This window comes from Sphingomonas sp. HT-1 (assembly GCF_048568905.1).
Classification (GTDB): Bacteria; Pseudomonadota; Alphaproteobacteria; order Sphingomonadales; family Sphingomonadaceae; genus Sphingomonas.
Genome location: NZ_CP183770.1, coordinates 779,741 through 792,239, shown reverse-complemented (window position 1 = coordinate 792,239; position 12,499 = coordinate 779,741). Strand labels below are relative to the sequence as shown.

At 68.0% G+C, this 12,499-nt stretch carries 14 protein-coding genes; 10 read left to right on the top strand and 4 right to left on the bottom strand.

Annotation, left to right across the window (positions count from 1 at the left end; all coding sequences use genetic code 11):
* Positions 1 to 32 precede the first annotated feature (32 nt).
* From ACNFJ7_RS03770 to ACNFJ7_RS03730, 9 genes are all read left to right on the top strand, one after another.
* Positions 33 to 356: a LapA family protein gene (locus ACNFJ7_RS03770; RefSeq protein WP_019367900.1), complete on the top strand. Its 324-nt coding sequence runs from the start codon at positions 33 to 35 to the stop codon at positions 354 to 356.
* A complete protein-coding gene (pyrF, locus tag ACNFJ7_RS03765; RefSeq protein ID WP_019367901.1) occupies positions 353 to 1,027 on the top strand; it encodes an orotidine-5'-phosphate decarboxylase in 675 nt (224 codons plus the stop codon). The genes ACNFJ7_RS03770 and pyrF overlap by 4 nt, the downstream gene beginning before the upstream one ends.
* A gap of 92 nt (positions 1,028 to 1,119) precedes the next feature.
* Positions 1,120 to 1,626 (top strand): GNAT family N-acetyltransferase, encoded by a 507-nt coding sequence (locus ACNFJ7_RS03760; RefSeq protein ID WP_026008838.1) that lies wholly within the window; start codon positions 1,120 to 1,122, stop codon positions 1,624 to 1,626.
* Between the two features lie 16 nt (positions 1,627 to 1,642).
* Positions 1,643 to 2,281: a phosphoribosylanthranilate isomerase gene (locus tag ACNFJ7_RS03755; RefSeq protein WP_019367903.1), complete on the top strand. Its 639-nt coding sequence runs from the start codon at positions 1,643 to 1,645 to the stop codon at positions 2,279 to 2,281.
* The gene (gene trpB, locus ACNFJ7_RS03750; protein WP_019367904.1) at positions 2,278 to 3,507 is read left to right on the top strand and encodes a tryptophan synthase subunit beta; all 1,230 of its coding nucleotides are present in this window, start codon (positions 2,278 to 2,280) and stop codon (positions 3,505 to 3,507) included. The genes ACNFJ7_RS03755 and trpB overlap by 4 nt, the downstream gene beginning before the upstream one ends.
* Entirely contained in the window at positions 3,504 to 4,316 is an 813-nt protein-coding gene (trpA, locus tag ACNFJ7_RS03745; protein ID WP_019367905.1) for a tryptophan synthase subunit alpha, read from the top strand. The genes trpB and trpA overlap by 4 nt, the downstream gene beginning before the upstream one ends.
* Positions 4,313 to 5,173 carry an acetyl-CoA carboxylase, carboxyltransferase subunit beta gene (accD, locus tag ACNFJ7_RS03740; RefSeq protein WP_019367906.1) on the top strand — a complete coding sequence of 287 codons (861 nt, stop codon included), beginning with the start codon at positions 4,313 to 4,315 and terminating at the stop codon, positions 5,171 to 5,173. The genes trpA and accD overlap by 4 nt, the downstream gene beginning before the upstream one ends.
* A gap of 57 nt (positions 5,174 to 5,230) precedes the next feature.
* Complete coding sequence (locus tag ACNFJ7_RS03735; RefSeq protein WP_019367907.1) at positions 5,231 to 6,547, top strand: bifunctional folylpolyglutamate synthase/dihydrofolate synthase; 1,317 nt, start codon at positions 5,231 to 5,233, stop codon at positions 6,545 to 6,547.
* A 77-nt stretch (positions 6,548 to 6,624) separates the two neighbouring features.
* Positions 6,625 to 7,056, top strand: a complete 432-nt coding sequence (locus tag ACNFJ7_RS03730; RefSeq protein ID WP_019367908.1) for a hypothetical protein — start codon at positions 6,625 to 6,627, stop codon at positions 7,054 to 7,056.
* On the opposite strand, the gene ACNFJ7_RS03725 is transcribed toward ACNFJ7_RS03730, so the two are convergent.
* The 3 genes from ACNFJ7_RS03725 to ACNFJ7_RS03715 are packed head-to-tail and all read right to left on the bottom strand — an operon-like array spanning position 7,053 to position 10,065.
* Positions 7,053 to 8,300 (bottom strand): adenosylmethionine--8-amino-7-oxononanoate transaminase, encoded by a 1,248-nt coding sequence (locus tag ACNFJ7_RS03725; RefSeq protein WP_019367909.1) that lies wholly within the window; start codon positions 8,298 to 8,300, stop codon positions 7,053 to 7,055. The two genes, ACNFJ7_RS03730 and ACNFJ7_RS03725, sit on opposite strands and share 4 nt — an antisense overlap.
* Positions 8,300 to 8,926 carry a dethiobiotin synthase gene (gene bioD / locus ACNFJ7_RS03720; protein ID WP_019367910.1) on the bottom strand — a complete coding sequence of 209 codons (627 nt, stop codon included), beginning with the start codon at positions 8,924 to 8,926 and terminating at the stop codon, positions 8,300 to 8,302. Before bioD ends, ACNFJ7_RS03725 begins: the two co-directional genes overlap by 1 nt.
* Complete coding sequence (locus ACNFJ7_RS03715) at positions 8,923 to 10,065, bottom strand: 8-amino-7-oxononanoate synthase (protein WP_019367911.1); 1,143 nt, start codon at positions 10,063 to 10,065, stop codon at positions 8,923 to 8,925. Before ACNFJ7_RS03715 ends, bioD begins: the two co-directional genes overlap by 4 nt.
* 331 nt (positions 10,066 to 10,396) lie before the next feature.
* Here ACNFJ7_RS03715 and ACNFJ7_RS03710 point away from each other — a divergent pair, with 331 nt between their 5' ends.
* A complete protein-coding gene (locus ACNFJ7_RS03710; protein ID WP_173644877.1) occupies positions 10,397 to 11,767 on the top strand; it encodes a class II 3-deoxy-7-phosphoheptulonate synthase in 1,371 nt (456 codons plus the stop codon).
* A 20-nt stretch (positions 11,768 to 11,787) separates the two neighbouring features.
* On the opposite strand, the gene ACNFJ7_RS03705 is transcribed toward ACNFJ7_RS03710, so the two are convergent.
* Positions 11,788 to 12,300, bottom strand: coding sequence for a PilZ domain-containing protein (locus ACNFJ7_RS03705; RefSeq protein WP_037512809.1), 513 nt, complete (start codon positions 12,298 to 12,300; stop codon positions 11,788 to 11,790).
* Between the last annotated feature and the right edge of the window lie 199 nt (positions 12,301 to 12,499).

The window sequence follows — 12,499 nt, the reverse complement described above, 5'->3', positions numbered from 1 at the left end:
AGGATGGCAAGGTTTGCTTGGAAGGGAGCGGAATGCGGTTTCTGAAGGTGCTATTGTGGCTCCTGCTCGGCGGCGTGATCGCCGGGTTCGTGATCTACAATGGCGAGCAGCGCGTGAGCATCCAGCTCTGGGGCGGACTGGTCGCCGATATCAGTCTGCCGCTGCTGCTGATCGTCGTGTTCCTAGCCGGCTTCCTGCCGATGCTGGTGGCCTATCAGGCGCTCCGGTGGCGGATGCGCCAGCGCTTCGCCGGGCTGGAACGCGCTATTGCTGATCTCCGCGCTGTCCCCGCCGCGCCCGCACCCCGTTTCGAGCCGGTCGCCCCCACCGCGGCGCTTGAGGAGCCGCGTGCATGAGCGGCCGTATCTATGTCGCGCTCGACACGCCGGAGCTGGATAAGGCGAAGTCGCTCGCCCAGAAGGTTCGCCACCATGTCGGCGGTATCAAGCTGGGCCTTGAATTCTTCATGGCGAACGGCGGCCACGGCGTGCACGAAATGGCCGAGATCGGCGTGCCGATCTTCCTCGACCTCAAATTCCACGACATCCCCAACACCGTTGCCAAGGCCATCCAGGCGCTGCGGCCGCTGAACCCCGCGATCCTCACCGTTCACGCCGCCGGCGGCCGGGCGATGCTGGAGGATGCCAAGGCCGCCGCGCCCGAGGGCACCAAGGTCGTCGCGGTGACGATGCTCACCAGCCTCGACGGCAACGACATGACGTCGATCGGCCTCAGGCCCGATCCGCACGAGCAGGTGATGCGGCTGGCCGAGCTCGCCCGCTCGGCGGGGGTCGACGGCATCGTCTGCTCGGGCGAAGAGGTGAAGGCGGCGCATGCGGCGTGGAAGGACGGCTTCTTCGTCGTCCCCGGCGTGCGCCCTGCCGATGCGCATGTCGGCGATCAGAAGCGGGTGGTGACGCCGCGCAGCGCGGTGGATGCCGGTGCCTCGATTCTGGTGATCGGCCGTCCGATCACCCAGGCCGAGGATCCGGACGCGGCCGCGCGAGCGATCGCGGCGACCTTGTAACTCGCCGCAAGGCCCCCCTCGCCCTCCCCACTGCCTCCGGCGCGGGAGGCGCCGAGCGCCGGAAGGGTGAGAGTAACCGTCCAAGCATAACCATGGCTCCTATCATCCGCCCCGCCACCACTGCCGACCTGCCGGCGATCCACCCAATGATCGAACGCGCCTATCGCGGCGAAACCGCGCGCCAAGGCTGGACGCACGAGGCCGATCTGATCGAGGGTCCGCGCACCAATCTCCAAACGCTCACCGCCATCGTCAACGATCCGGCGCAGGTGCTGCTCAGCGCCTGGGACGGCAACACCGCGATCGGCTGCGTCAACGTCGCGAACCGGGGGGGCGGCACCGCCTATCTGGGCCTGCTCTGCATCGATCCGCTGCGCCAGGCCGCGGGGCTCGGCCGCCAGCTGATCGCCGCCGCCGAGGCGCATGCCCGCACCGTCTTTGGCTGCACGCGGATGGAGATGACGGTGATCGAGCAACGCCGCAAGCTGATCGATTACTATGTGCGCCGCGGCTATACCGAAACCGGCGCGCGCTGCGACTTCCCGATCCCGCTCGATCCGCCGCTGTTCATGACGGTGCTGGCCAAGAAGCTGGTCTAGCGCCTACAGGGCAGCGATGCCCGCAACCGCGAAAATCTGTGGCCTGTCCACGCCCGAGACGCTCGACGCCGCCGTGGCCGGCGGGGCGAGCCATATCGGCCTCGTTTTCTTCCCGCCCAGCCCGCGCCACCTGAGCTTCGACAAGGCGCAGGGACTCGCCGCGCGGGTGCCTGGGCATGTCGCGCGCGTAGGCGTGTTCGTCGATCCCGACGACGCGCTGCTCGACACCGCGATTGCCGCCGGATGGCTGGACGTGATCCAGCTCCACAAGGTGACGCCCGAGCGCACCGCCGCCGTGAAGGCCCGCACCCGCCTCGAAACCTGGGCCGCGCTCGCGGTGAAGACCCGCGCCGATCTCGTCCCCGCCGCCGGCTTTCGGGGCGCCGCCGACCGGCTGCTCTACGACGCCAAGGCGCCGGAAGGGGCGAAGGTCCCCGGCGGCACCGGCCTGCGCTTCGACTGGACCCTGCTCGACGGCTTCGCCCATCCCCTGCCCTGGATCCTTTCCGGCGGGCTCGACGCGGGCAATGTCAGCGAGGCGATCCGCGTCACCGGTGCCCGCCTGGTGGATGTCTCTTCGGGCATCGAGGCCGCGCCGGGCATCAAGGATGTGGACAAGATCGCCGCATTCCTTAAAGCCGTGGCCCGATCATGACCGCACCCAACTCCTTCCGCGCCCAGCCCGACGACCGCGGGCATTTCGGCCAGTTCGGCGGACGCTTCGTCGCCGAGACGCTGATGCCGCTGGTTCTCGACCTGGAGCGCGAATACACCGCCGCCAAGGCCGATCCCGCCTTCCAGGCCGAGTTCGACGACCTGCTCGAACATTATGTCGGCCGCCCCAGCCCGCTCTATTATGCCGAGCGGCTGACCGAGGCGCTGCGCGAGAACGCGCCCGATGGGCTCGGCGCGGAGGTCTGGTTCAAGCGCGACGAGCTCAACCATACCGGTGCGCACAAGATCAACAATTGCATCGGCCAGATCCTGCTCGCTAGGCGAATGGGCAAGACGCGGATCATCGCCGAGACCGGCGCCGGCCAGCACGGCGTGGCGACCGCCACCGTCTGCGCGCGCTTCGGGCTCCCTTGCGTGATCTACATGGGTGCGACCGACGTGGCGCGGCAGCAGCCCAACGTGTTCCGCATGAAGCTGCTCGGCGCCGAAGTGGTGCCGGTCACCTCGGGCGCCGCGACGCTCAAGGACGCGATGAACGAAGGCCTGCGCGATTGGGTCGCCAATGTGGAGGACACCTTCTACATCATCGGCACCGCCGCCGGCCCGCACCCCTATCCCGAGCTGGTCCGCGACTTCCAGTCGGTGATCGGCCGCGAGGCGCGCGAACAGATGCTCAAGCGCACCGGCAAGCTGCCCGATCTGCTCGTGGCCGCGATCGGCGGCGGATCCAACGCGATCGGGCTGTTCCACCCGTTCCTCGACGATGCCGAGGTCCAGATGCTCGGCGTCGAGGCGGCGGGCGAAGGGCTCGACAAGCGCCATGCCGCCAGCCTCGCCGGCGGCGCGCCCGGCATCCTGCATGGCAATCGCACCTATCTGCTGCAGGACGAGGACGGCCAGATCACCGAGGCGCACTCGATCTCGGCAGGCCTCGACTATCCGGGCATCGGGCCCGAGCACGCCTGGCTGCGCGACATCGGCCGCGTGGAATACACGGCGGTGACCGACACCGAGGCGCTCGACGCCTTCCAGCTGCTCTGCCGCACCGAGGGCATCATCCCCGCGCTCGAGCCGAGCCATGCCATCGCCGCAGTGGCCAAGGTCGCCCGCACCATGCCGCGCGACAAGGTGATCCTCGCCAACCTTTGCGGTCGCGGCGACAAGGACATCTTCACCGTCGCCGACGCGCTGGGAGTGCAGATGTGACCCGGCTCGCCAACGCCTTTGCCCGCGCCGCCGATCAGGGCCGCGCCGCGCTGGTGACCTTCGTCACCGCCGGCGATCCGACGCCGGGTGCCACCGCCGCGATCCTCGACGCGCTGGTCGCGGGCGGGGCCGACGTGATCGAGCTCGGCATGCCGTTCACCGATCCGATGGCCGACGGCCCGGCGATCCAGGCAGCGAACCTGCGCAGCCTCGCCGCCGGCACTACCACGGCGGACGTGCTCGCGATCGCCACCGCATTCCGCGCACGCCATCCGGACGTGCCGCTGGTCCTGATGGGCTATGCCAACCCGATGACGCGTCGCGGACCGCAATGGTTTGCCAGCGCCGCGCGCGATGCCGGTGCCGACGGCGTGATCTGCGTCGACATTCCCGCCGAGGAAGATGACAGCCTCGGCGAAGCGCTGCGCGCCGCCGGCCTCGGCAATGTCCGCCTCGCTACCCCGACCACCGATGCCGCCCGCCTGCCGGCGGTGCTGGAGGGGGCCTCGGGGTTCCTCTACTATGTCTCGGTCGCCGGGATCACGGGGCTGCAGCAGGCCGCCACGGCCTCGATCGAAGCGGCGGTCGCCCGCCTCAATGCCGCCACCGACCTGCCGATCGCGGTGGGCTTCGGCGTCCGCACCCCCGAGCAGGCGGCCGCCATCGGCCGCGTTGCCGACGGCGTCGTCGTGGGCAGCGCGATCGTCGAGCTGGTCGGCCGTCACGGCGCGGATGCGGCGGAGCCCGTCCGTGCCTATATCGATACGTTGAAGACGGCGCTGGTCGCCGCACGCAAGGAAGTCGCATGAGCTGGATTTCGCGCGTCCGTAACGCGCTCGCCTATGTCACCACCCGTGGCGAGGAGAGCCCCGACAATCTCTGGCACAAGTGCAAGGGATGCGGACAGATGGTCTTCATGAAGGAATTCGAGGACAATCTGAACGTTTGTCCGCACTGCGATCATCATGACCGGATCGGTGCCGCCAAGCGCTTTGAGCATCTGTTCGACAAGGGCAGCTTCAAGCTGCTGCCCAATCCGAAGGTGGCCGAAGATCCCCTGAAGTTCCGCGACTCGAAGCCCTATACGGCCCGCATCAAGGCGGCGCGGGCGACTACGGGTGAGCAGGACGCGTTCCAGAATGCCAGCGGCACGATCAATGGCCACAAGGCGGTGATCGGCGTGCAGGACTTCGCCTTCATGGGCGGATCGATGGGCCAGGCGGTCGGCGAGGCGTTCATCGCCGGCGTCGAGACCGCGATCGCCGCGCGTGCGCCCTATATCGTGTTTACTGCCTCGGGCGGCGCGCGCATGCAGGAAGGCATTCTCAGCCTGATGCAGATGCCGCGCACCACCGTGGCGATCGAGATGCTGCACGATGCAGGCCTGCCCTATGTCGTCGTGCTGACCGATCCGACCTCGGGCGGCGTGATGGCGGCCTATGCGATGCTGGGCGACGTCCAGATCGCCGAGCCGGGCGCGACGCTTGCCTTCACCGGCCGCCGCGTGATCGAGAACACGATCCGCGAGAAGCTGCCTGACGATTTCCAGACCAGCGAATATTATCGCGACCATGGCCTGGTCGATATGGTGACACACCGCCGCGACCTGCGCGACACGCTGGGCCAGCTGATCGGCCTCCTGTGCGAGGCGCGCGCGGCGGCGTAATGCGTCAGGGGATGTGCAGCCAGTTTGCGCTCCCCTCCCGCTTACGGGAGGGGAACGGTGCCTGATTTCGCTCGCTCCACCGATCCCGCAGTGCAAGCCCAGATCGACCGGCTGACCCTGCTCTCCCCCGGCGCCGACATCCTCGGTTTGGATCGGATCACCCGCCTCCTAGAGCGCGTCGGCAACCCGCACCTCCGCTTGCCGCCGGTGCTTCACGTCGCTGGCACCAACGGCAAGGGCTCCACCTGCGCCTTCCTCCGTGCAGCGCTCGAAGCCGCGGGCCTGCGCGTCCATGTCTATTCTAGCCCGCACCTCGTCCGCTTCAACGAGCGGATCCGCCTCGCTGGCACGCTGATCGACGACGCCACGCTCGCGCCACTGCTCGCCGACGTGCTGGACGCCGGTGGAGACATCGGCGCGAGCTTCTTCGAAGTCACCACGGCCGCCGCCTTCCTCGCCTTCGCCCGTACCCCCGCCGATGCCTGCGTGATCGAAGTCGGCCTGGGCGGGCGGCTGGACGCCACCAACGTCATCCCCGCGCCAATCGCCACCGGGATAGCCCAGCTCGGTATCGATCATCAGGCGTTCCTCGGCGACACGCTGCCGCAGATCGCCCGCGAAAAGGCCGGCATCGCCAAGCCCGGCGTGCCGCTGGTGACGATGCGCTACGATCCGAAAATTGCCGTGGTGGTGGCGGCAGCCGGGGTGCCGGTGCTCGCCCAGGGCGGGGCATGGGACTACGCCGTGAAAGGCGATCGCCTCACCTATCGCGACGCGAAAGGCACGCTGGAAACCCCGCTGCCGACACTGTCCGGACCGCACCAGCCCGGCAACCTCGCGCTCGCGATTGCGATGCTGCGGCATCAGGACACCCTCGTCGTATCCGATACCGCCTTCGCCGCCGCAGCGACGGGTGCGCGCTGGCCGGCAAGGATGCAGCGGCTCGGCCACGGCCCGCTGACGGCGCTGCTTCCAGCCGGAACGGCGGTGTGGCTCGACGGCGGCCACAATGCCGCCGCCGGAGAAGCCATCGCCGAAACCGTGGCCAATGTTGCCGCAGGTGCGCGCTCTCACCTCATCCTGGGCATGCTTGCAAACAAAGATCCCGAAGGGCTGATCGCGCCGCTCGTTGCCCACCTCGCCAGCGTTACCGCGGTGCCGATCCCGGGCCACGCCCATCATGCCCCGGAAGATCTCGTCGCGTTGCTGGGCAAAATGGGCGTGCAAAGGGCGCAGACGGCGACGGATGTGCCATCAGCGTTGCACGCGCTGGCCAGCCACCTCGACTCCGCGCACCCAGGCACGATCCTGATTCTTGGCTCACTGTATCTCGCCGGCACTGTGCTGCAGGCGAACGCAGAATTGCCCGACTGATCGCATTCGCAGCTTATTGCGATTGACTATTAATAACAGAACGGCATGATCCCTCCCGTGCTCAGCGGGAGAATCGCATGTCGCCGAACGTCCAGACCCTCGTAACTGCCCTTCCGACGCTCCAGCCCGACGATCCCGGCGTGCGGCTGCTGCTGTTCGGCATCCGGCAGACGGGCGCCAACGGCCTGAACGATGCCAGCACTGCCCACGCATTTGTGGTCGCCTTCGGCAAAGCGTTTCGCCGTCCCTTGCTGCTGCTGCGGACTCTGATGCAGGAAATGTCGGCCATGGCTGCCGGACCGGTGCAGATCGGCCCCTGGTGCTGCCCGCGCATGACGACGTCCGAGGCCTGCCTGATCGCCGCGCTGGCGAAGGTCCGCACCAACCCGGCCGCCGCGGCGCTGTTGCTGGCAGACGTGATCGGAGTGCGCGACGCTCGAGGCCTGCTCCCCACTGCGCATGCGCTTGCTGAGAGCTTTGCGGACCTCGCTCTGCCGCTCGAAGCTTAGCCGGCGGCGGCGAGAAATGCGGGGACCAGGCCCCACACCTGGTCCAGCTGCGCGCGTGTGATGCTGTAGGGCGGCATCACATAGACGGTGTTGCCGAGCGGGCGCAGCAACACGCCGCGATCGCGGGCGAACGCCATCAGGCGGGGCGCGATGGCGGAAAGGTAGCCGTTTTCCGGCTGCTCGATCTCCACTGCGGCAATCGTGCCCATCCGCCGGTGGCCGATTAGGCCGGGCATATCGCCAAGCCGCTCCAGCGCGGACTGCTGCCATTCGCCCAACTGCATCACCCGCTCAAGCACCGGCTCGTCGCGCCAGATCGCCAGATTGGCGACAGCGGCCGCGCACGCGATCGGATTCGCGGTATAGCTGGAGGAATGGAAGAACATCCGCGCGCGATCCTCGGCCCAGTGCGCCTCGAAGATCGGCGCAGTCGCGAGTGTCACCGCCAGCGGGATCGCGCCGCCGGTAATTCCCTTCGAAAGGCAAAGAATATCCGGCACCACGGCTGCCTGCTCGCAGGCGGTGAGCGTGCCGGTGCGCCCCCATCCGGTCATCACCTCGTCGGCGATGAAGAGAACGTCGTGGCGTGCGCAGATCGCGCGCACTTCGGCGAGCAGCGCCGGGGTGTAAAAGAGCATCCCCCCTGCCCCCAGCACCAGCGGCTCAACGATGAACGCCGCCGCACCCGCGCGGCACTCCGCTTCCAGCGCGTCGAGCGTCGCCTGTTCGGCGCCAGCGCTTGGGAACGGGATGGTACCGACATCGAACAGCAGCGGCTGATACGGGCGGTTGAACACGCCACGGGCGCCGACCGACATGCCGCCGATCGTATCGCCGTGATAGCTGTGCTCGAGCACGAGGATACGGCTGCGATCCTCCCCGCGATTATGCCAATAGCCGAGCGCCATCTTGAGCGCGACTTCCACCGCGGTCGAGCCGCTGTCGCTGAAGAAGACATGTTCGAGCGCGTCCGGCAGGATCTCGCGCAGCCCGGCGGCGAGCGTCTCGGCGGGCTCGTGCGTCCAGCCGGCGAAGATGATCTGGTCGAGCTTGCCGGCCTGCTCGGCGATCGCCGCCATGATGCGCGGATTGCAATGGCCGTGGGTCGTCACCCACCAGGACGAGATCGCATCGATGAAGCTGCGGCCGTCAGCGGTGTGGATCACGGCATCCCGGGCATGGCTGACCATCGGGATCGGCTCGCCCAAGCCATGCTGGGTGAAGGGGTGCCAAACCGACGACATCAGGCGAAATCCGCAAGGTCGAAGGCGCCGGCGAAGGCTTGGGCGAGCGCCGCGGGGGTGAGCTCGGACAGCATCGGCAGGCGGCCGAGACGCTTGACCTTGCCAATCGCGGCGATGGTCGCCTCGCTGTCCTCGACCGGATCGCCGACGAACGCGATGCCGTGGATCGGCACGCCGCGCGACCTCAGCGCCTCGATCGAGAGCAGGCTGTGGTTGATCGTGCCGAGCGCGGTGCGCGCGACCAGCACCACCGGCTTGGCCCAGCGCGCAAAGACGTCGGCGTAGAGGATCTCGCGCGTCACCGGCACCAGCGCACCGCCTGCGCCTTCCACCACCAGCGGCCCGTCGACCGCGGGCAGCGCGAGGCGATCGAGGTCGATGGTGACACCGTCGATTTCGGCCGCGAAGTGCGGCGAGCAGGGCGTGACCAGACGATAGGCTTCCGGGAGGATGTGCCCGATCGGCAGGCCCGAGAGCGCTGCGGTACGTTCGCTGTCGCTGCCGTCGTCGAGCCCGGCCTGAACGGGTTTCCAGTAGCGCGCGCGCAGCGCACCGGCGAGAGCTGCGGCGAACACGGTCTTGCCGATGCCGGTATCCGTACCGGTGACGATGAAGGTCTGGGTCATGCTGCGACGGGCTCGGTTGCGGGGAGAAGCGTCGCCAGCCGCTCCGCGAGCGCGGCGATCTGGCCATGCGACACATTGTTGGTGATCGAGATGCGCAGGCGCGAGGTGCCTGCGGAAACGGTCGGGGGGCGGATGCCGCGGACGTCGAAGCCGCTGTCCTGCAGCGCGCCAGCGATCGCCATGGTCCGCACATCATCGCCGAGGATCAGCGGCAGGATCTGGGTATCACCCGCCGGTACGCCGAGCGGCGCAAGCGCGGCGCGGGCGGCGGCGACCCGCTCGGCCAGCGCGGACCGGAGGTTGTCCCCCTTTGCCACGATGCGCAGCGCCGCGCGCACGGCGGCGGCCATCAACGGCGACGGCGCGGTGGAGAAGATGAACGGCCGGCCGCGGTTGACGAGGAAGTCGCGGACGATCGTCGGGCCGGTGACCAGCGCGCCTTCGCAGCCCAGCGCCTTGCCGCAGGTGTGCAGCGTGATCAGGTTGGCGGTCGGCAGGCCATAAGCCAGCCCCTGCCCCTGCGGGCCGTAGACCCCGGTCGCGTGCGCCTCGTCGACGAGCAGAATGGCACCTTCTGCCTCGGCCAGCGCCGACAGCGCGGCGAGCGGCGCGACATCGCCGTCCATGCTGTAGAGGCTCTCGACCGCGATCCACACGCGTCCCGCCCCGCCCTCGCGACGCCAGCCGGCGATCGCCTCCGCGAACGCGGCAACGTCGTTATGCGGAGCCTGTCGGGTTTCCGCGCGCCCAAGACGCATGCCCTCATGGGCGCTCGCGTGGACGAGTTCGTCGAACAGCACGAGGTCGCCGCGCTGGGGCAAGGTCGCGAGCAGCGCTGCGTTGGCCGCATAGCCGCTGGAGAAATACAGAGCCGACTCGCGGCCGAAGAACGCTGCTGCTTCGGCCTCCAGCGCTTCGTGCTCGGGATGGTTGCCGCGCAGAAGCCGCGAGCCGCCCGAGCCGATCGGTACGCCGCGCGCCAGCGCCGCCGCCACCGCTTCGCGCAGGGCCGGCGAGTCGGATAGGCCGAGATAATCGTTGGACGCGAAGTCCGCGCCCTCGCGGGCGATCAGCCGGCGGCCGCGTCCGCGCGCAGCGAGATCGGCAAGGTCGCGCGCCTGTGCTTCGAATGCGTGCATCGCCGCGCGGCTACACCCGGCCGCGCCCGCGTGCAATCGATCCGCTCGCCTTTACCCCGTCGGGGTAAGAAAAAGCTTGCACATGTTTACCCCAGCCGGGTAAGCGGCCGGTATGACGACGTTAGCCGGTTCCAAGATCCGCCAGTTTCGCGAGGAACGCACCCTCACCCGCGCCGCCTTCGGTGCCTGGTTCGATACGCCAGGCTCGACCGTGCAAGGCTGGGAGACCGACGGCAAACGCGCCAACACCAAGGTGATGAATCAGATAGCGGCGATGGGAATCGCCGAGCATGCGGACTGGCACGTCGCCGTCCGCGACGTGGAGAGTGCAATGGCAAGCTGGACCCCCGATAGCTGGACGCGCGCCGAAGCGCGCCAGATGCCGCAATATCCGGACAAGGGCGCGCTCGACGCCGCCACCCGGCAGCTGAGCAGCTACCCGCCGCTGGTCTTCGCCGGCGAGGCGCGCGAGCTTACGGGCGCACTCGCCAAGGTCGCGCGCGGTGAGGCGTTTCTGCTACAAGGCGGTGACTGCGCCGAGAGCTTCGCCGAGTTCCACCCCAACAATATCCGCGACACCTTCCGCGTGATCCTGCAGATGGCGGTGGTGCTCACCTTCGCCTCGAAGCTGCCTACGGTGAAGCTCGGCCGCATGGCCGGCCAGTTCGCCAAGCCGCGCTCGGCCGATACCGAGGTGATCGACGGCGTCGAGCTGCCCAGCTACCGCGGCGACAATGTCAACGACATCGCCTTCACGCCGGAAGCGCGGATCCCCGATCCGCAGCGGATGGTGCAGGGCTACAGCCAGTCGGCCGCGACGCTCAACCTGCTCCGCGCCTTTGCGAATGGCGGCTATGCCAATTTGCATCAGGTCCACAAGTGGACGCTCGACTTCATGGGCAAGAGCCCCTGGTCGGCCAAGTTCGCCGATGTCGCGGACCGGATCGGTGAAGCGCTCGACTTCATGGAAGCGTGCGGGATCAACCCGGATACCGTGCCGCAGCTCAAGGGCACCGATTTCTACACCAGCCACGAGGCGCTGCTCTTACCCTATGAACAGGCGCTGACCCGGCAGGACAGCCTGACCGGCGACTGGTACGATACCTCGGCGCACTTCCTGTGGATCGGCGACCGCACCCGCTTCGAGGGCTCGGCGCATGTCGAGTTCCTGCGCGGCATTGGCAACCCGATCGGCATGAAGTGCGGGCCGAGCCTCGAGCCTGACGCACTTCTGCGGCTGCTCGACACGCTCAACCCCGGCCGGGTGCCGGGGCGGATGACGCTGATCACCCGCTATGGGCATGACAAGATCGAGGCGGGCCTGCCTAAGCTGGTCCGCGCGGTGAAGCGCGAGGGCCATCCGGTGGTGTGGAGCTGCGATCCGATGCACGGCAACGTCGTCAAGGCGGCGAACGGCTACAAGACGCGGCCGTTCGACCGGATCCTCGCCGAGGTGCGCGGCTTCTTCGCCGTCCACCGCGCCGAAGGCACCTTCGCCGGCGGCATCCATGCCGAGATGACCGGGCAGAACGTCACCGAGTGCACCGGCGGCGCGATCGCGATTACCGAGCAGGGTCTGGCCGATCGCTACCACACGCATTGCGACCCGCGCTTGAACGCCGGTCAAAGCCTGGAACTAGCCTTCCTGCTTGCCGAAATGCTTAACGAAGAAATGGCCGAACGCCGCAAAGCTGCAGCATAAAATCAACCAGTGGGCGCTGCTTATCCGAGCAGCGCCCGCACGAGCGCGACGACACCCCAGCCGATAGCGAACACGAATACCCATGCCAGAAATGCGCTGACGATGATGGCAGCCACGCGCGTGCGAATCGGCAGCCGGTCGTCCTTCAGTGCGCTCTCCGCACTCTCCTCCGACATAGTCGAACGGGGCGTGGGCAGCGGCGTCTTGGGGAAGGCAATCGGGCTGGCGGCCGGCGCGGAAACCGCCGTGCGCAGATCTTCGCTGCTCAGCGGGATCAGGAATTCGCAGCCATAGATGCCTTGGTCGCCCCACACAACTCGCGCCTCGCGAGTGCCGAGGCCGGCCACGCCCAATGCGATCTTGTCGCCGATCGCTAGGTCGGCACCCGCCACGACTCGAAAGCCCCCCGGCGACACATCCTCGATCACCACGTCCAGCGGCGACCATGCGGAGTCGCGCAGGGTCGCTTCGATTTCCACCGGGTGGCGGTCGGTCCAACGGCCGTCCTGATAGAGTCGCGCTGCAATGCCCATCTTGCGCTCCAATGAAGTGCGTGATGCGATGCTCTGCACTCAAGTGGGTTGCCGTTGCGTAAACACCGTCCTGCACGGGGCGACAATTTTCGAGAATTCTTCTCGGGATGTAACGTCCGGCGGGCCTCTTTCCGGTTGAATTGCATCAGACGGACACTCTTCTGCAACATCCGCGATGCAAAGCCAGGCCGTCGGCGCG